This window comes from Agromyces sp. NDB4Y10 (assembly GCF_001620055.1).
Lineage (GTDB): Bacteria > Actinomycetota > Actinomycetes > Actinomycetales > Microbacteriaceae > Agromyces > Agromyces indicus.
In genome coordinates this window covers 1-17,359 of record NZ_LQGY01000052.1, presented here as the reverse complement: position 1 = coordinate 17,359, position 17,359 = coordinate 1, and the positions used below count along the sequence as shown (strand labels likewise).

General features: G+C 71.8%; 17 protein-coding genes and 2 pseudogenes. 10 read left to right on the top strand and 9 right to left on the bottom strand.

Annotated elements, in window-relative coordinates:
- Positions 1-365: pseudogene (locus AVP42_RS16740) on the top strand (hypothetical protein); the annotation flags it as partial.
- Entirely contained in the window at positions 362-823 is a 462-nt protein-coding gene (locus AVP42_RS11980; RefSeq protein WP_067949344.1) for a hypothetical protein, read from the top strand. The pseudogene AVP42_RS16740 and the gene AVP42_RS11980, both read left to right, overlap by 4 nt.
- Before the next feature lie 9 nt (positions 824-832).
- Here the strand turns inward: AVP42_RS11980 and AVP42_RS11975 are convergent, their stop codons facing one another.
- Together AVP42_RS11975 and AVP42_RS11970 are read right to left on the bottom strand one after the other, a co-directional pair.
- A complete protein-coding gene (locus tag AVP42_RS11975) occupies positions 833-1,669 on the bottom strand; it encodes an SDR family oxidoreductase (protein WP_067949342.1) in 837 nt (278 codons plus the stop codon).
- A gap of 52 nt (positions 1,670-1,721) precedes the next feature.
- Positions 1,722-2,510: a DNA alkylation repair protein gene (locus AVP42_RS11970; protein ID WP_067949340.1), complete on the bottom strand. Its 789-nt coding sequence runs from the start codon at positions 2,508-2,510 to the stop codon at positions 1,722-1,724.
- 69 nt (positions 2,511-2,579) lie between these two features.
- Between AVP42_RS11970 and AVP42_RS11965 the strand changes: the two genes are divergently transcribed.
- The 6 genes and pseudogenes from AVP42_RS11965 to AVP42_RS11935 all read left to right on the top strand — a co-directional run bounded on the left by AVP42_RS11965 (position 2,580) and on the right by AVP42_RS11935 (position 8,650).
- The gene (locus tag AVP42_RS11965; protein WP_067949338.1) at positions 2,580-3,050 is read left to right on the top strand and encodes an N-acetyltransferase; all 471 of its coding nucleotides are present in this window, start codon (positions 2,580-2,582) and stop codon (positions 3,048-3,050) included.
- Positions 3,051-3,253: 203 nt separating this feature from the next.
- Positions 3,254-4,120, top strand: a complete 867-nt coding sequence (locus AVP42_RS11960; RefSeq protein WP_067949335.1) for an ABC transporter ATP-binding protein — start codon at positions 3,254-3,256, stop codon at positions 4,118-4,120.
- A 67-nt stretch (positions 4,121-4,187) separates the two neighbouring features.
- Complete coding sequence (locus AVP42_RS11955; RefSeq protein ID WP_067949333.1) at positions 4,188-5,219, top strand: aliphatic sulfonate ABC transporter substrate-binding protein; 1,032 nt, start codon at positions 4,188-4,190, stop codon at positions 5,217-5,219.
- An 18-nt stretch (positions 5,220-5,237) separates the two neighbouring features.
- Complete coding sequence (locus AVP42_RS11950; RefSeq protein ID WP_082847215.1) at positions 5,238-6,095, top strand: ABC transporter permease; 858 nt, start codon at positions 5,238-5,240, stop codon at positions 6,093-6,095.
- Positions 6,096-6,260: 165 nt separating this feature from the next.
- Positions 6,261-6,841 (top strand): annotated as a pseudogene (locus AVP42_RS11945) (recombinase family protein).
- A gap of 1,233 nt (positions 6,842-8,074) precedes the next feature.
- Positions 8,075-8,650 (top strand): hypothetical protein, encoded by a 576-nt coding sequence (locus AVP42_RS11935; protein WP_067949329.1) that lies wholly within the window; start codon positions 8,075-8,077, stop codon positions 8,648-8,650.
- A 56-nt stretch (positions 8,651-8,706) separates the two neighbouring features.
- Here the strand turns inward: AVP42_RS11935 and AVP42_RS16470 are convergent, their stop codons facing one another.
- The 3 genes from AVP42_RS16470 to AVP42_RS11920 all read right to left on the bottom strand — a co-directional run bounded on the left by AVP42_RS16470 (position 8,707) and on the right by AVP42_RS11920 (position 11,098).
- Entirely contained in the window at positions 8,707-9,852 is a 1,146-nt protein-coding gene (locus AVP42_RS16470; protein ID WP_197467016.1) for an MFS transporter, read from the bottom strand.
- 182 nt (positions 9,853-10,034) lie between these two features.
- A complete protein-coding gene (locus tag AVP42_RS11925; protein ID WP_157356820.1) occupies positions 10,035-10,538 on the bottom strand; it encodes a hypothetical protein in 504 nt (167 codons plus the stop codon).
- 80 nt (positions 10,539-10,618) lie between these two features.
- Positions 10,619-11,098, bottom strand: coding sequence for a DUF6326 family protein (locus AVP42_RS11920; RefSeq protein WP_067949323.1), 480 nt, complete (start codon positions 11,096-11,098; stop codon positions 10,619-10,621).
- Positions 11,099-11,220: 122 nt separating this feature from the next.
- On the opposite strand from AVP42_RS11920, the gene AVP42_RS11915 reads away from it, so the two are divergent.
- Positions 11,221-11,889: a TetR/AcrR family transcriptional regulator gene (locus AVP42_RS11915; RefSeq protein WP_231878613.1), complete on the top strand. Its 669-nt coding sequence runs from the start codon at positions 11,221-11,223 to the stop codon at positions 11,887-11,889.
- Between the two features lie 98 nt (positions 11,890-11,987).
- Positions 11,988-13,040: a S66 peptidase family protein gene (locus tag AVP42_RS11910; RefSeq protein ID WP_067949319.1), complete on the top strand. Its 1,053-nt coding sequence runs from the start codon at positions 11,988-11,990 to the stop codon at positions 13,038-13,040.
- Positions 13,041-13,049: 9 nt separating this feature from the next.
- Here the strand turns inward: AVP42_RS11910 and AVP42_RS11905 are convergent, their stop codons facing one another.
- From AVP42_RS11905 to AVP42_RS11890, 4 genes are all read right to left on the bottom strand, one after another.
- Complete coding sequence (locus AVP42_RS11905; RefSeq protein WP_067949317.1) at positions 13,050-14,690, bottom strand: DUF5671 domain-containing protein; 1,641 nt, start codon at positions 14,688-14,690, stop codon at positions 13,050-13,052.
- Positions 14,687-15,217: a hypothetical protein gene (locus AVP42_RS11900; RefSeq protein ID WP_231878612.1), complete on the bottom strand. Its 531-nt coding sequence runs from the start codon at positions 15,215-15,217 to the stop codon at positions 14,687-14,689. The genes AVP42_RS11905 and AVP42_RS11900 overlap by 4 nt, the downstream gene beginning before the upstream one ends.
- Positions 15,218-15,373: 156 nt before the next feature.
- A complete protein-coding gene (locus AVP42_RS11895) occupies positions 15,374-15,865 on the bottom strand; it encodes a hypothetical protein (protein ID WP_067949316.1) in 492 nt (163 codons plus the stop codon).
- A gap of 214 nt (positions 15,866-16,079) precedes the next feature.
- Positions 16,080-17,359 (bottom strand): polysaccharide deacetylase family protein (locus AVP42_RS11890; RefSeq protein WP_067949314.1); only part of this gene is annotated, 1,280 nt, incomplete at its 5' end.

Below are 17,359 nucleotides of genomic sequence, written 5' to 3'. Positions count from 1 at the left end.
CGGGCGCCGCAGCGGCGGCCGCCCCGGGTGAGACGGCGGCCACCCCGGCCGGCTCGGCCGACCGCGACGACGACGCGACCGCCGCCACGCGCGTGCTCACGCGCCCCGCGGAACCGATCGCCGAGGCGAGCCGCGAACGGGAACGCGGGTCGGCCGTGCGTGAACGGTGGGAGCGGCGACCGGCATGGTTCGTCCCGGTCGCGGCCGTCGCGGCCGTCCTGCTGCTGCTCGCCGTGCTGATCCCCACCCTGATCGGCGGCCTGGCGTCCGACGCCGAGCCCACCCCGCCCGCCACGCCGCTGCCGAGTGTGCCCGGCGAGTTGGGCGAGCACCTGAGGCAACTCGAGGAGGCGGTCACGCCATGAGCATGAAGATCCGTTCGGCGCTGGCCGCGGCATCCGTCGCCGTCGTCGTCGGACTCGCCGGTTGCGCCGCCGACGGCCCCGACCTGAGCGCCGGGCAGGCCGAGGCGTTCCGCAACCAGGTCGTCACCATCGCCGACACCTCGTCGCGCGGCGAGTACGCGAACGCGCTGGCCGCGCTCGAGTCGCTCGAGGCCGAACTCGAGCAGGCCGCAGCCGCCGGCGAGCTGGACGCGGACCGCGAGCAGCGCATCCGCGACGCGATCGCGCTCGTGCGCGCCGACCTCGAGGCCGCGATCGCGGCGATCCCCCCGGAGCCGGCACCCGAACCCGCACCGGCCGACCCGGCGCCCGGCGGGGGCGACGATGACGACGACGACGACGATGACGACGACGGGGGTTCCGGCCCCGGCAAGAGCGATGAGGGCAAGAACAAGGGCAAGGGCAAGAACAAGGACTGACCGGGCGGGTCAGCCGCGGCCGCGGAACTCCTCCATCGACCGGTAGACGCCGAAGCCGTCGCCGACCACACGGTCGAACACGCGGGTGGGCAGCAGCCCGCGCAGCGCCCGCGAGAGCCGCACGCTCCGCGGCAGCTCCACGAGGGGTCGCCCGTCGAGCATGGCCCGCCACACCCGGTCGACCACGTACTCCGGTTCGAGGATCGGCGCGAGCAGGGGCCCGCGGGCGCCGTGGAACATGCCGGTCGAGATGTACGACGGCGTGACGGTCGTCACGGTGATGTGCCGGTGCCCTGCCTGCTGCAGTTCGAGGCGCAGCGAGTCGCTCCACCCGTTGAGGGCGGCCTTGGAGGCGGCGTACACGGCCATGCGGGGGTTCGCCAGCGTGCCCGCGGCGCTGCCGATGTTGACGATGCGCGCCGGTCGGTCCGAGCGGATCATGCCGGGCAGGAACTCGTGCGTCACGTACATGGGCGCGAGCGCGTTGACGAGCATCGTGGGGCGCACGTCGTCGCCCGCGTGGCTCTCCCAGAAGTAGCGGTTGCCGCGGACGATGCCGGCGTTGTTGACGAGCACGTCCGGGTCGCCCACCTCGCGGCGCACCTTGTGGGCGGCCTTCGCGATCGCCCCGAGCTCCGACACGTCGACCGCGTACGAGCGGACCTGCGTGCGACCCCGAGCCGCCGCGCCGAGCTCGTCGGCGGCGCGCGCGAGCCCGTGGGCGTCGCGATCCCAGAGCACGACGGATGCCGCACCCTCGGCGACCGCTCGCTGCGCGTACATGCGGCCCATGCCGCCCGCGGCTCCGGTGATCAGGATGTGCGCGCCCCGCGCGGTTCTCGCCATGCGGACCATTCTCGCAAGGCGCCGCGCCCCTGTTCGCCGTCGGCGGCCGCGGTCAGCGCATGGCGCGGTAGCGCGCCCGCTCGGCCGGGTCCAGGTGCTCGGTCGCGTACGACAGCATGGTGCGCGGCATCCGCGAGGCGTACGCGTCGAGGAAGCCGGTGAGCGTCTCGCGGCCCACCCGGCGGCCGGACTCGCGCAGCATCCAGCCGGTGGCCTTATGGATGAGGTCGTGCACATCGTCGAGCAGCCGCTCCGCCAGCCGCAGGGTGGGCGCCGCGTCGCCGTGCTTCAGGAACGCGAACGTCGACATGATCGCGACGCGCCGCTCCCACAGGTCGCCGCTCGCGGCGAGTTCGTCGAGCAGGCCGAGGTCGAGCCCGGCGCGAGCCGCGGCATCCGTCGCACCGGGATCGCGCACGAACTCGCCGAGGATGCGGTCGGCCGACACGTCGACGAGGTCCCAGTTGTCGACCCGGCCCGCGCGCACGGCGGCGAGGTAGAACCGGGCGAGGCGGGCGCGTTCGCCGTCGTCCCGCGTGCGGGCGGCGCTCGCCCGATCGAACCGGGCGACGACGATCACGAGGGCGCACAGCCGGTGCTCGTGCTCGGGGTCGGCGAGCAGCTCGGCGACGCCGTCGAGCGGCAGCGTCGCGAACCGCTTGGCCACGGCACGCGTGGCCGGCACGGTGACGCCGATGAAGCGGTCGCCCTCGCCGTACTCCCCCGGTCCGGTCTTGAAGAACCGGGCGGATGACGCGGCGCGGGCCGGGTCGGCGGCCTCGGCGAGCGCGGCGCGCACGTCGTCGGCGGTGGGCGCCGTGGCATCCGTCGGCGGGGTCATGCCCGCATGCTAGCCGCGTGCGCCGCGCGGACCTTTCGCGTCGCGCCCATGGCGGGCAGGATCGGATGCATGAGCGAACCGCGGGTGAGCCTGGTGCCGATGTCCGATGCGCAGGTGGCGGCGTGGCTGCCGGTCGCGATGGCGCATTACGAACAGGCGCGGATCGAGGCGGGCGACTCCCCCGGGCAGGCGGCCGCCGCGCGGCGGGCGTCGGAGGAGCGGTTCTTCCCCGGTGGTCGACGCGTCGAGGGCCAGCTGCTGCACACGGTGCGGCTCGGCGACGAGGAGGCCGGGTGGCTGTGGATCGGTCCGTGGGGTGACGAGGGCACCGTGTGGTGGGTGTGGGACCTCATGGTGCACGAGCCGTTCCGGCGGCGGGGCGTCGCCCGGCGCGCGATGATCGCCGGCGAGGAGGTCGCCCGTGCGCACGGTGCGACGTCGCTCATGCTCAACGTCTTCGCCTACAACGAGGGCGCGATCGCGCTGTACCGCACGCTCGGGTTCCTGCCGGCGTCGATCCACATGGCGAAGCGCCTCTGACGAGCGGATGCCGCGGGCCGGCGCCCGGCATCCGTCGGTCTCGGTACGCTCCCGCTTCGCCGGTGCCACTCGACCACCGGCGGCGCGCGTGTGACGCCGTGTTGCGGCTGAGGTTACGCCGTGCTTCGGGCCCGCCTGACGCGGGAGGAGCGGCTGGGTAGCGTCGAGCGGACCGTACCCGTCCCGCACCCATCGGAGTCCGCATGTCGACCATCGCCCCCGCCGCGCCGGCCGCCGTCGCCGCGCGCGAGACGGCCGCGCCGGTCGCGTTCCGCGGGCTGGGGCGCGCGTTCGCGGCGCCCGACGGCGGCGAGCGCGAGGTGCTCCGCGGCATCGACCTCGAGGTGGCGGCGGGTGAGATCGTCGCGATCCTGGGGCCGAGCGGATGCGGCAAGTCCACCCTGCTGCGGATCGCCGGTGGCCTCGATCGCCCCACGTCGGGTGAGGTGGCCATCGGCGAGGCGCCGGTCGCACCGTACGACGTGCGGTGCGCGGTCGGCTTCCAGGAGCCGCGGCTGCTGCCGTGGCGGAGCATCGAGCGCAACGTCGCGTTGGGCCTGCCGCGCGGCGGCGACCGTCGCGAGGGGCGCGAGCACGTGGCGCGCCTGCTCGAGCTCGTGGGGCTCGCGGACTTCGCCGGGCATCGCCCGCACGAGGTCTCCGGCGGGATGGCGCAGCGCGCGTCGCTCGCCCGCGCCCTCGCCCGCAACCCCGAGGTGCTCCTGCTCGACGAGCCGTTCGGCGCGCTCGACGCGCTCACCCGGCTGAAGATGCAGGACCTCCTGCTCGATGTGCACCGCGCCGAACCGACGACCGTGCTCCTCGTCACGCACGACGTCGACGAGGCGCTGCAACTCGCCGACCGCATCGTGCTGCTCGGCACCGACGGGGAGACGCCGGGTGCCGGCATCCGCCAGACCGTCGTCGTGCCCGGCCACCGGCCGCGCGACCGCGGATCGGCCGAGTTGGCGGAGCTCCGCGGCCGCCTGCTCGACGGACTCGGCATCGACCGGCACGGCACCGCCCGCGGCATCCAGGCCACCACGACCATCCCCCACTACCCGTACTGACCTGCTGCGGCACCCGACACAGCACCCGGGGCGCCGCAGCGAACCGAACCCGCACCGAAGGAGTCCCATGTCCCGCACCACCGTCCTCCGCACCGCGCTCGTCGCGGGCGCCGCCGCCTCCGCCCTGCTGCTCTCGGGCTGCGTGGCCGGCGAGAACCAAGCCGCCGAGCCCGCCGCCGCGGCCGACGCGGCGTCGGTCGAGGGCCAGACCCTCAACATCGACTTCGCCACCTACAACCCGCTGAGCCTCATCATCAAGGAGCAGGGCTGGCTCGAGGACGAGGGCCTCGAGGTCACCTGGGTGCAGTCGGCCGGGTCGAACAAGGCCAACGAGGCGCTCCGCGCCGGCGCGATCGACGTCGGCTCGACCGCCGGCTCGGCGGCGCTGCTCGCACGCTCGAACGGCTCCCCCATCAAGGTCATCGACATCTACTCGCAGCCCGAGTGGGCGGCGATCGTCACCGGCCCCGGCAGCGAGCTGGAGTCGGTCGAGGAGCTCGCGGGCAAGACCGTCGCGGCGACGAAGGGCACCGACCCCTACTTCTTCCTCCTGCAGTCGCTCGAGGAGGCCGGGCTCTCGGCCGACGACGTCACCGTCGAGAACCTCCAGCACGCCGACGGCTGGGCCGCCCTGCAGAACGGGTCGGTCGACGCGTGGGCGGGTCTCGACCCGATCATGGCCGGCGCCGAGGAGGCGGGCGCGAGCCTGATCTACCGCAACGTCGACTTCAACAGCTACGGCTTCCTCAACGCGACCGAGTCGTTCATCGAGGAGAAGCCCGAGGTCGCCCAGCTCGTCGTCGACGCGTACGAGCGGGCCCGCGAGTGGGCCGAGGAGAACCCGGAGGAGACCGCGGAGATCCTCGCCGAGGTCGCCGGCCTCGACCTCGCGGTGGCCACCAAGGTCATCGAAGAGCGCGCGAACCTCGACATCGACAACGTGCCGGGCGACGCCCAGGTGTCGGTGCTCGAGAAGATCGGCCCGGTGTTCGTCGAGCTCGGCGACGTCGCGTCGCAGCAGCAGGTCGACGAGGCCCTCGAGACCCTCATCCACGACGAGTTCGCGACGAACGCCGACCCGGCGCGCTTCGCGAAGTAAGCACTCCAGGAGCGCACCATGACGACGGATGCCGCGAGCCGCACCATCGCTCGATCCACGCCGCGCCCCGCGGCATCCGTCGCCGTGCCCGCCGGCGCACCTCGCGAACGGCGCCCCCTGACGGGCCGACGCTGGTTCGTGGTCGTCGGCGGCGCGCTGCTGCCGATCGCCCTGCTCGCCACGTGGCAGCTGGTCTCGACGACGGGCCTCGTGCCGGTGTCGATGCTGCCGTCGCCCGCGATGGTGTGGCAGGCGGCCGTCGACCTCGCCGAGCGTGGGCTCCTCGGCCAGTACGTCGCGATCTCGACGCAGCGCGTGTTCCTCGGCTTCGCGTTCGGCGCGGCCCTGGGGCTTCTCGTCGGCGCGATCGTCGGGCTGTCGCGGCTCGGCGACATCCTCCTCGCCCCCACCCTCGGCGCGCTGCGCGCCGTTCCGTCGCTCGCGTGGGTGCCGCTACTGATCCTGTGGTTCAAGATCGGCGAGGAGTCGAAGATCATCCTCATCGCGATCGGCGCGTTCTTCCCCGTCTACACGATCGTCTCGGCCGCGCTCCGGCACGTCGACCGGCGCCTGCTCGAGGCCGGGCGGGCGTTCGGCCTGCGCGGCGTGCCGCTGTTCGCCACGGTGCAGCTGCCGGCCGTCGTGCCATCCGTCATCTCGGCCCTGCGCCTCGCGCTCGCGCAGGCGTGGCTGTTCCTCGTCGCCGCGGAGCTCATCGCGTCGTCGATGGGCCTCGGCTTCCTGCTCCTCGACTCGGGGCAGAACGGCCGCATCGACCGGATCTTCCTCGCGATCATCCTGCTCGCCGTGCTCGGCAAGCTCACCGACTCGATCGTCGGACTGTTCGAACGGTGGGCGATCCGCCGCTGGGCGTGAGCCTGCGCCGCTGGGCGTGAGCCCGCGCGCGAGCCCCGCACGCCGCTTCACGGCGTCTCGCATGGGGCACCCTGGCCGGGCATGTTCGCGGGCGGGTCATCTGCGAACGGCAGCCGCCATCCCGCATGGGTTGTGAGTCGCCGATGGCACGCGCACGCTGCGAGGATGAACGAGTTGCTCATCGGATACGCCCGCGTATCGACACAGGACCAGGACCTCACGGTGCAGCGCGAGGCACTTCAACGTCTCGGGGTGACGCCCGAGCGCATCTACACCGATCAGGGCCTGACGGGGACCAATCGCGAACGCCCTGGCCTCCGACAGGCCATGGCAGCCTGTCGCGACGGGGACACGTTCGTCGTGACGAAGCTCGACCGGCTGGCACGATCTCTTCGCGATGCGCGGGACATCGTAGATGAGCTGACGGCGAAGAACGTCCGACTCAACCTCGGCGGATCCATCCATGATCCGAACGACCCGGTCGGTCGATTGCTCTTCAACGTGCTGGCGATGGTCGCCGAGTTCGAATCCGACCTCATCCGGGCCCGCACACGGGAGGGCATGCAGGCGCACGCGCCAAGGGGCGGCTGCGCGGGCGGGCACCGAAACTGTCGCCGGCGCAGCAGGGACTGCTCATGCAGATCCATCGGGACGGCACGCACACGAGCGCCGAGCTGAGCGCCATCTTCAACGTGTCGCGAGCCACGGTGTACCGGACGATCCAGCGAAACACCGGCGGCGATTGAGGGACCGACGAGCCGCTGGCACCTGACCTGGCCGAGGGGAGCACTGCTTGCGGGCGAGATACTCCGGTGCGCCATGGGCGTCGCGTTCGGACGCGATGGTCCCGACCTGCATTAGCGAATGCTGGCCGCGGCGCACCCGCAGAGACCGTCTACACCGCAAGTCCGCGTTCATTAGCGGACCGTCTACCGGGCGTCCTCCGGCCGGCCAACCAAGCCGAGAGCTCGCCCCGGATTCCGACGTAGGGAGCACTTCGTACACGAAGAGGGCGCCCGCATACTGGAGTCGTGACGGGTGATTCGAGCGGCAACAAAGCTACTAATCGGACTGCGCCCTCGGAACGAAAGAGTCGATCCGATGCCGGGTTCGGGTTCTACTTCGCTGCTGTCAGTTCCGTCGTCTGCGGCCTATGGCTATGGCCCACGTTGGGCCCGAACGGATGGATCGTGCTTGTTCCCGGGGGCCTGTTGTTCGGGATGGGCTTGTTTGCCAGCTGGGCGCACCGATCCTGACTGCTTGGCACTTGGCTGTTGAAGCGGGACAGGACTGACCGGCGATTCTCGAGCTCAGGCACGCTCGACCACGGAAAGTGCTCGCCTGCGTCTTCGGAGGATCATCTCTGATGGCTCGTGAGCCACGGACCACTAGGGTGGGGGCCCTAATCTCGGCGGGCTCCTATTCCTCTATGGCTGGAGCGCACTCGTGGTCGGCTTGGGAACTTTCTTCATTCTGCGCACGTCGCACGTCTTGGACATGTTCCAGCATCGCTACGAGGAATTACGGTTGGGCCGAAGCACTGATCGGCTCGCTCCCCGTCTCAGTCTCATAGTGTGGTGCCGCCTCGGTGGCGCATTCTTCGTAGCGGCCGTTCTACTCGTCGCCGTGATGACAGCCCTGGGCATCATCACGACCCCGTAGCCGACCAATTCCAGATCGACTTCGCGAAGGCGGACGAAAGGTCGTTCAACTCTCCCCTTCTCCCTGACTGCGATAAGGGATCGCTCGTGCGCGCCGGCGGACCGCCTACCGGCCGCCGGGCTCGTCCCTGTGCATGAAAATCCGGTCGATGCCGCGCATGCGACGGCCAGCATCCGAAATCTCATTCACTAGTCGACCGGCTACTGGGCACATCGGGGTGGACCTGGTGATCCCCTCCGATGCCGCTAAGTTCCTAACGTGGCTGTCAGCGCGGCGAGGGGTGGAGCTTGAAGCGGACGTGGATCTGGACTCGCGCAGTGCCATTGCTCGCACTCGGTATCGCCATACAGGCGCTCACCATCATGCTGATCGGTGCAGGACATGACTCGCTGGGGTGGGCGCTGCAGGGCGTCCTCGCTGGTCTGGTGCTCGCTGCGGTACTAGGCGCCCTCATCGTCGCTCGAGATCGGAAGCTGCTCGCAGGCTTTACGCCGCCCACGAGCGCGATTGAGACCGTGGACTGGGTAGGCATTCGCGTTGGCCCGACACGGTCTGCATTGCGGGAGCTCGGCGCTGAGTCGAAGCTGCTGACATCGCTCTACCACGTCTCGATTTCGGAGGGAGCGCTGACGGTGCGCTCGCTCCCACACAACTCGCCGGTGTTCGTACTGGACCTTGACAACGTGAGCGAGGTGGAAGTCGGCTATGCCATCTGGCTCGGAATGCGAAGTCCTGCGGTCATCCTCATGATCCCTACCGCTGCGGGCGGAACCGCCCAACTGCCGCTGGTGATGACGGATCCAACCGTCGGTCCGCTCTCAGTCGTGTCCGGACGAGACTTGGACCAACGCGCCGCGGTCCTGCGATCGGAAGTACGGCGCGCACGAGCGTGAGGCTCACTGGCTGCCGGCTGGTCCAACTGAGCGTTGAAGGGATGGGTCGTGCAGATTCAGTCGGCGCCGACTGCATCCGGGGTGGTGCGCGGTGGCGGGTGATGCAAGCGGCCGGCGATCGCGAACGCCGTCACGGGCACGACGAGACATAGCGCGAGTGCGACCCTGAGGCCGGTCCACTCGGCGATCGCCCCGACCAGCAACGGTGACGCGAGGAAACCGAGGCGCATGACGGTCGCCGCGATGGCGAGTCCCGTTCCGGCCGTGATCCCGGGCGCGCGTTCCGCGGCGTACATCGCGAGGGGGATCATCGGCGCGATCCCGACCCCGAGGAGACCGAGGCCGACCGCGACGACCCACGTCTCCGGAGCGAGCACCGCGATGAGGAGTCCGAACAGCGCGACCACCGAGCCGGCCCAGAAGGTGCTGACGACGCCGATCCGGTCCACCAGCGCATCGGCGGCGAACCTCCCCAGGGTCAGCGTCCCCATCAGTACGGCGAAGGGGATGGCCGCGTCTGCGACCCGGGCACCGGTCTCGGCGACCGCGTAGACGCCGCCCCAGGTCGATCCGAGGTCCTCCAGGAAGGCGCCGATGACGGCGAGGGCGCACGCCGTGACGAGCATCGCCGTGACCGGGCTGGAACGGCGAGGATGGCCAGGCCGCGGTGGGAGCGAAGGTGCGGTGCGCAGCCGCACGAGCGGGAGCGCGACGAGACTGCCGACCACGATGGCCGCTCCGGTGACTCCCAAGTGGATGGAGATGGGAATGCCCAGCTGGAGGGCGAGCGCGCCCAGTGCGGCCCCCGCGATCGCCCCGGCGCTCCAGGCGCCGTGCAGGCCGTTGATGATCGACCGGCCGACCAGGCGTTGGATGGCGAGCCCGTGCGCGTTGTTCCCGACATCGCCCGTCGCATCGACGAACCCCAGAGTGAACAGGATCGCTCCGAACGCGACCGCCTCACTGGCGAAGCCGGCCGCGACCAGCAGTGCGCCGAGCAGCAGCGAGGACATCACCGCCACCGGCACCGCGCCCAGGCGATTGACCAACCGGCCTGCGGCCACGCTTCCCAGCACCGCGCCCACCGGCCCGCACGCGACCATCACACCGAAGGTCAACTCCCCGAGGTCGAACCGTTCCTTCACCTCCGGATAACGGGTGACGATCGTCGCGAACACCACGGCGTTCGCGATGAACAGCATCGACACCCCGCGCCGCGCGGCCGACAGCCGTGCGGGTGCCACAGACGGGTCCATCTGAGGATCCTAGAGTCAGCCCCGAGCGCAGGGACACCCTGCGTAACGGGGGAGAAGGCGCCCAGCCGACCGGGCGAGCCGGAGCGATCGTGCGCGTTGAGGCATCGGCCCCGACCCATCACCACCGATCAGCTGGCGCTGCTGCATTCGCTCCGGGAGCGCAGGGTGATGCGTGCCTGGGCCGGGTCGCCGCGCGCGATGATGTCGACCATGAGCAGGTCGCGCCCGACGACGCGGATCTCGAGGTTCTCGCGGGTTTCGAGCGTCTTCGTGCGAACCACCCACCCGTCTGACTCGGCGAACTCCTGGGCCAGGGCCCTGGCCCAGGTCACCCGATCGAACTCCGGGTCCACATCGATCACCCGCACAACCCGTGCCTGCTCCCCTCGCCCTTCGAGAGGGCACGCTTCTCGTGCAATCGTCTCCGAACGATCGAGCACGGATGCTTCGGGGAGGGTGCCTTCGATCCGGTCGAGCCGAGCCGCCACCTCCGCGGCTGCAGCCTCGACCGTCATCGGCCGAGGGCTCGGGGTGAGGAGAGTGGCAACCCAGATGCCGACCACGAGGAGCGCAACGCCCACGGCGAGCACGATCGTGGCCTTGGCCGAGCTCCATTCGGGTCGGGTCGTCATCCACGCAGACTATGGGTCCAGAAGGCCACTGATCTCGACACTCCTTCACCGCCGCCGGCGAACGTCGCCCTGACGGATATCTAGCTCCGGGCTCCCTGCCGCAGTTCGTTGGTCGCCGGCTCGGCAGGGGCGACGGACCGGGGCCACGCCCAGGCGAAGCGGAGGATGGCCGCGAGCAGCAACAGCTCGAGACCGATGGAGAGTCCGTAGAACGAGGCCCACTCCCACGATTCCCCGACCGCGTTGAACACCGTGACCGGGATGTACAGCGAGGCCACGACGAGGTTCACGCCGCGGTTCACCCGGGCCGGGAGCGTCATCGAGAGCATCACCATCAGGGCGGGAATCGCGATCAGTGCGAGGAAGCCCGTCAGCAACGCCGGGCTGATGTCGAACTCGAACACGACACCGGCGAGGATGTCGTCGACGGCACCGGGCTTGTACAGGTGGTAGTAGTCCACGTAGACGTACAGGAACATGAAGCTGGTCCACGCGGCGGCCAGTTTGGCCTGGACGGGAACGGGCGGGCTGTCGAGCAGGTTCGCGGTGGTCGTGCGCATGGTCGTCGGTTGCCTTTCACCTCAGGTACGGCGTTTCGTACACCGTACGTCGTACGCTGTACTCTGAGCCGTACAGTGTACGATTGTCAAGCGTTCGCCCCCGAATGAGGAGACCCGATCCTGTGGAGAGACAACGCCCGGTCCCGCCCGACGCAGGGCTCAGCACGCAGCGGGTCGTGGAGCGCGCGATCCGGCTCGCCGATCGCGAGGGCGTCGGCGGGCTCAGCATGCGCCGGCTGGCCGGCGAGCTCGGCGCGGGCGCGATGTCGCTGTACCACTACGTGGCGAACAAGGACGAGCTGCTCGACGCGATGATCGACGTCGTCTTCCAGGAGATCGAACTCCCGCCCGACGGCACCGACGGGCAGTCGGCGATCCGGCGCCGCGCGACATCCGCCCGTCAGGTGCTCGCGCGACACCCGTGGGCCATCGGCCTGATGGAGTCGCGGACCTCACCCGGCCCCGCGAACCTCCGCCACCGCGAAGCGGTCACCGCCTGCCTGAGACGGGCCGGCTTCTCGGTCGTGATGGCGACCCACGCCAACTGGTTGCTCGACAGCTACGTGTACGGCTTCGCCCTGCAGGAAGCCGGGCTGCCGTTCGACACCGCCCACGAACTCGCCGAGATGACCGAGGGGGTCTACCTGCCCCAACTCCCTCCGGAGCAGTTCCCCCACCTCAACGAGTCCGCCGCAGCCCTCGTCGCCGCCGGCTACGACCCGACGGAGGAGTTCGCGTTCGGCCTCGACCTCATCCTCGCCGCGCTCGAGCCCCTGAGGGACCCCGCCTAGCGAGGCTCGAGAAGCGGATGCCGCAGGCGACCGCTTCGGCGAGAACGACACCGGCTGCACCGCGTGAACCACCCGCCGCCGGCTGGTTGGATCGAGGCATGAGCGCCCGCCGATTCCCGCACGTGCCGAAGGCCCGACCCGGAGACCGCATCGCCGTGCTCTCCCCCGCGTTCGCCGCGCCCGCGGTGGCCGCGCGCGTCCACGAGCAGGCCATGGAGCGGCTCGCGGAGACGACGGGCCTCGTCCCCGTGGAGTTCCCGACGACGCGGCAACTGGGCGCGAGCGCGGAGGCGCGGGCCGCCGACGTCACCGCGGCCTTCGCGGATGCCTCGATCCGGGGGATCATCGCGACGATCGGCGGGGACGACCAGGTCACCGTGGTCCCGCACGTCGACGCCGACGTGGTCGCGGCGAATCCGAAGCCGTTCCTCGGCTACAGCGACAACACCAGCCTGCACAACCTCCTCTGGAGCGTCGGCGTGCCGAGCTACTACGGCGGGTCGACGCAGGTGCACCTCGGGCCGGGACCGCGCGTCGACGACGTGCACCGGATCTCGCTACGCGCGGCGCTGCTCGAGGGCGGCGTGATCGAGTTGACCGAACCGGGCAGGTCGCAGGACTTCGGCATCGACTGGGCCGACCCGCGTGCGCTCACCGAGTTCGGCGACCACGAACCGACCGAGCCGTGGGCGTGGGCCGGTCCCGCCCGCGCCGTCGAGGGCCCGACGTGGGGCGGCTGCCTCGAGGTCATCGACCAGCTCGCCCTCGCCGAGCGGATGCCGCGGACGGAGGACCTCGAGGGCGGCATCCTGCTGCTCGAGACGAGCGAGGAACTGCCCTCGACGGAGCAGGTCAGGAGATGGGTGCGCGGACTCGGCGAGCGCGGCCTCCTCGCGGCGGTCGCCGGGGTCCTCGTCGCGCGCACGCCGGCCAGCGCCATCGGCTCACCCGTTCCGAGCGCGGAGGCACGCGCACGCCATCGGGCGGCCCAACGCGACGCCATCGTGGAGCAGGTGGCCCGATACGCGCCCGACGCGGTCGTGTGCGTCGGCGTGCCCTTCGGGCACACCCGTCCGCAGTGGATCGTGCCGCACGGCGGAACGATGCGCCTCGACGGCGGCGCACGGACCGTCACCGCCGACTACTCCTGACGCCGGGCGTCAGTCGACCAGCGGCACCACCTCGAACCGACCGCCGGGACCGGCGAGCACGAGCACGCGGCGGACGGCGATGCCGTCGAACGCGGCGGCGATGGCTGCGGCATCCGGCACCTGGATCTCGGCGGACGGCGCGCCTGCGACCGGCTCGCGCCGCCACACCGTGACCGATGCGCCCGTCGCCGCCTCGATCGCGGGGGCGAGCGCGGCCGCGTCATCCGTCGCCACGAGCACCACGCGCGCGATGCGCCGCGCGGGCGCGAGCCCCTGCTCGGCGATCGCCGACCGATCGCGACGCCAGACCGCGAAGTGGTAGGCGAAGACGAGGGCGGTCGCGACGAGCAGGCCGAGCGGTGCGCGGACGCGATCGAGGAGACTCGCCCCGGTCGTCGCATCGAGCACGAACTCGAACACCCGGAAGCCGACGACGAGCAGCGCGATGAGCGCGACGACCGCGCTGATGCCGAACACGGCGACGAGGTAGACGCGTCGACCCGGGGAGCCGAGCTCCTCGGCGTCCGGACGCCGCGTCGGTCGCCAGGCCAGCCACCACACGGGCGCGCCGACGACCAGCGCGGCGATGCCCGCGAGCAAGAGGGTTCGCGTGTCGGCGGCGACGAGCGAACTCACGAACGCGCCCAGCGTGGCGTTCACGATGACGCCGATGCCCGACGCGGCCGCCGCCAGTCCCAGGCCCGACAGCACGAGGCCCGCGGCGCGTCGCGTACCGTCCGAGCGGACCGCCGCGATCCGCTGGTGCGAACGCCACACCAGCGCGCCGACCGCCGCCGCCGCGAGGGCACCGCCCAGCGGTTCCAGGATCCGCGTCGCCGTCTCGGTGTGGTCGAGGGCGAGGCGGAGCGCCACCCACAGGGCCGTCCCGACGCCGGCGAGGGTCACCGCGGCGCCGCCGAGGACGCCGACGACCACCAGCGCGACCGCCGCGAACCCCGTGCGAAACGCGCGAACCCCGTCGCGTGCCCAGTGCCACCACCAGATCAGGCCGCCGACCGCGGCCGTGAGGAGGGCGTCCGCCACGCTCCGCCACCAGGGAGCGCCCGCGAGCGCCGGAGCGGTGGCGCCGAGGATCGCCTCGTCGAGGAGCGTGCCCAGCGCGCCGATCGCTCCCGAGACGAGCAGCACCAGGCCGTAGACCGCCGCGATCACGAACGGCACGGTGCGCAGGCGCGTCGGGTGCTTGACCGGATGCCGCGACATCCAGCGATGCCAGCCCCACACCCCCGCCCAGACGAGGCCGGTCGCGAGCTCGGTGGGCAGCGCGCGCCCCTCGAGCGCCGCGGTCGCCGCCGCGAGCAGTGCGGAGGTCGCCACCACGAGCGACACGGTGTACATCGCGGTCAGGTCGAGCCCCCACGCGAGCGAGCCGCGTTCGGCTTCGTCGCCGAGACGACGCCACACCACCCACCAGAGCACGGCGGCGAGCGGTCCGCCGATGAGCGTGAAGGCGAGCCAGAGGGCGAGGTCGGAGGCGCCGCCGCCCGCGATCGGGGTGCCGGCGTCGATGAGTCGCTCGAGCAGCCCTGCGAGTCCGATGGCGGTGATGACGACGAGGACGAACAGGAGCCCGTAGACGATGAGGCGACGCACCGTCCGCTGCGCACCGCCGGGCGCGGGCGCGGTCATCCTCGCCACATCCCCGGGTCGCAGATCGTGAGCGGCCACGGCGCCGTCTCGATGCGCCATCCGTCGTCGGCCCGCACCAGGTCGAAGTCGCCGCGCTCCTCGACGCCGGACCCGCCGAAGGGCCCCTCGTCGTACGACCACGAGATGAGCACCTCGACATCGGCCGAGTCGTCGCGCTCGGTGGTCGAGACCAGCGTCACGCGCATCCGGTCCGTCGGCGCGCCGTCGATGGGCACGCAGTCGTCGGCGACCTCCGGGACGAGGTGGCGGATCGCCTCGTCCTCGTCGCCGTCGATGACCGCGGCAGCGTAGGCCTGCACCACGCCCTCCGGGGTGGACTCGTCGAGCCGCGCCGGCTCGCCGCGGGAGAAGACGACGACGAGCGCCACGACCACCAGCGCGGCGATCACGCCGAGGATCACGAGCAACGTGCGATCGGGTCGCCGGGCGGGGGCGGCCTCGGCTGCGGGCTCCGTCGCGGGTGCGGGATCGGGTGCGGGTTCGGGTGCGGCACCGGAGGCGTCCATGCCTGCATCATGTCGTGTCAGGGCCATGGATCGACGGACCAACGTCATGCCGCTGCGGCGCGTCGGTTCCGTGCGCACGTACTCGGGGCGCGTGACCGGTGATCGCTCACCGGCTCCGCGCCCCGTGGTGGATGTCCAGGTCGTCGTGCCCGCTGCTCACTGCACCTGCGATGCCTTGAACTCGCGCACCTGCTCCGGCGTCATCGGCGTCGGGCCCTGCGGCGCCGGCTCCGACTCGGACTGCTTCGACTGGCGCACCAGCTCCTGCACCTCGGTCTGGGCGTAGGACGTGAGCGGCCGGGCCTCGGCCTGCTTCGCCTGGCGGATGCGCTCCTGCACGCTGAGCACCGGCGTCGACTCCGACTGCCGGACCTCGCGGATGCGCTCGTTGCGGGTCATGTCGGCTGCGGCGCGCTCGGCGGCCTGCGACCGGAACTCCGCTTCCTTGACCTCGCGGAGGCGCTCGTACGCCTCGATCGCCTGGGCGACCTGGTCGGGGCTGAGCTTCGACTGCGAGGCCGACACCCGCTGCTGCGCGGACTCGGCGCGGGCGCCGTCGTCGAACTGTCCTTCGACCCCGGCGCAGCCGGTCAGCACCAGCAGCAGCGCGGCGGTTCCGCCGACGATGGCGGTTCGGTTGGTGTTCATGGTTCCTTCTCCTTCACGGGACCCGACTCTCTGGAGCGGGGATGAAACAGAGGTTAGGAATCCTCAGGTATCGCGGGATCAGTGCTCTCCCACCGATTCCACCGCGGACTGCCCGGGTGCTCGCACGGATGCCGCTGAGGGATCTCGGCACGCGGCATCCGTGCCTGCACCGAGCCGGGCCGGTCCGAGCGGGCCAGTGCTGCGGGCGGCCGACTCAGCGGGGACCGTGGCTCACGAGGCCCGACGAGGGCAGCGCGCCGCCGAACTGCACCGACACCGTCGCCAGCGTGAACCCGCGCGCCCGGAGCCCGGCGATGACGCCCGGCACCGCCTCGATCGTCTGCTCGTGCGTGTCGTGCATGAGGATGATGCTGCCCCGCCGGCTCTCGCCGACGGCCCGCTGCACGATCACGTCGGATCCCGGGTCGCGCCAGTCGTTCGTGTCGACGTCCCACACGATGAACGGCAGCGCCACCAGGGCGCGCACGCGCCGGTCCGAAGCGCCGTAGGGCGGGCGGATGCTGCGCGAGGTCACGCCCGTGGCCTCGCGGATCGCCGCCTGCGTGCGGTCGACCTCGCGGCGGACGGCGGCGTCGTCCTTCAGCTTGGTGAGGTCGGGGTGCGCCCAGGTGTGGTTGGCGATCTCGTGACCGCTGTCGACGATGCGGGCGGCCGTGTCCGGGTTGCGCTGCACCGAGGACCCCTGGACGAAGAACGTGGCCGGCGCGCGGGTCCGGTCGAGCACGTCCAGCAGCCCGGGCGTGAGGCCCGTGGGTCCGTCGTCGAACGTGATCGAGACGCACGCGACGAACGAGCAGTCGACCGGGTCGCCGCCCGCCGGCGCCGCCGGCGCGGCGAAGGGCTCGTCGGCGGCGGCCGTCGCGGTTGCGCTGCGGCCCGCCTCGCTGAGGAACGGCTGCAGCAGTCGGGTGGGCAGGAGGACCGACACCGGCACGACCGACCCGGCGAGCGGGAGCGTCACCACGATGCCGGTCGGCGTCACCGCCGAGTCGACGAGCAGCCCCCGGGCCGCGGCCGGGTCGACACCGGCCCACGGATCCTCGATGCCGATGCGGCCGGCCGCGCGCAGCGCCTCGGCGACGAGTCCGAGCACACGGGGTTCGCGCCCGGGCTCGTAGAGCGCGGGCCCGTCGTGGACGGCCCCGGTGGCGGCATCCGTGTACCAGACCTCGCGGGCGACGGATGCCGCAGCGCCGGGCTCGCGGCGGATCACGGTCAGCCGCTCACCGAGCAGCGCGCCGGCCGCCGTGACGATGCCGCAGTCGATCGTGAGCACCGCTCCGACCGCGGTGCCGAGGCTGGCGCCGCGGCACGGGCCGGTGTCGCCGCCCGGCAGGACGTCGACCGCGGGCACCCACCCGGCGCCGTGGGCGGCGGCGAAGTCGCGCGCCAGCTGCTCGACGCGCTCGTCGAGGCGGTCGCCCAGGGCGCTGGCGCCCGGCGGCACGGCCCAGCGGACGGCGACGGCGAGGT

What these genes read in the sequence shown, in the direction of transcription:
- AVP42_RS11895 (WP_067949316.1), bottom strand. Translation starts at nt 15,865, where the DNA reads ATGAACACCAACCGAACCGCCATCGTCGGCGGAACCGCCGCGCTGCTG.
- AVP42_RS11925 (WP_157356820.1), bottom strand. Translation starts at nt 10,538, where the DNA reads ATGACGACCCGACCCGAATGGAGCTCGGCCAAGGCCACGATCGTGCTC.
- AVP42_RS11970 (WP_067949340.1), bottom strand. Translation starts at nt 2,510, where the DNA reads ATGACCCCGCCGACGGATGCCACGGCGCCCACCGCCGACGACGTGCGC.
- AVP42_RS16470 (WP_197467016.1), bottom strand. Translation starts at nt 9,852, where the DNA reads ATGCTGTTCATCGCGAACGCCGTGGTGTTCGCGACGATCGTCACCCGT.
- AVP42_RS11965 (WP_067949338.1), top strand. Translation starts at nt 2,580, where the DNA reads ATGAGCGAACCGCGGGTGAGCCTGGTGCCGATGTCCGATGCGCAGGTG.
- AVP42_RS11900 (WP_231878612.1), bottom strand. Translation starts at nt 15,217, where the DNA reads ATGGACGCCTCCGGTGCCGCACCCGAACCCGCACCCGATCCCGCACCC.
- AVP42_RS11980 (WP_067949344.1), top strand. Translation starts at nt 362, where the DNA reads ATGAGCATGAAGATCCGTTCGGCGCTGGCCGCGGCATCCGTCGCCGTC.
- AVP42_RS11950 (WP_082847215.1), top strand. Translation starts at nt 5,238, where the DNA reads ATGACGACGGATGCCGCGAGCCGCACCATCGCTCGATCCACGCCGCGC.
- AVP42_RS11910 (WP_067949319.1), top strand. Translation starts at nt 11,988, where the DNA reads ATGAGCGCCCGCCGATTCCCGCACGTGCCGAAGGCCCGACCCGGAGAC.
- AVP42_RS11905 (WP_067949317.1), bottom strand. Translation starts at nt 14,690, where the DNA reads ATGACCGCGCCCGCGCCCGGCGGTGCGCAGCGGACGGTGCGTCGCCTC.
- AVP42_RS11955 (WP_067949333.1), top strand. Translation starts at nt 4,188, where the DNA reads ATGTCCCGCACCACCGTCCTCCGCACCGCGCTCGTCGCGGGCGCCGCC.
- AVP42_RS11960 (WP_067949335.1), top strand. Translation starts at nt 3,254, where the DNA reads ATGTCGACCATCGCCCCCGCCGCGCCGGCCGCCGTCGCCGCGCGCGAG.
- AVP42_RS11975 (WP_067949342.1), bottom strand. Translation starts at nt 1,669, where the DNA reads ATGGCGAGAACCGCGCGGGGCGCGCACATCCTGATCACCGGAGCCGCG.
- AVP42_RS11920 (WP_067949323.1), bottom strand. Translation starts at nt 11,098, where the DNA reads ATGCGCACGACCACCGCGAACCTGCTCGACAGCCCGCCCGTTCCCGTC.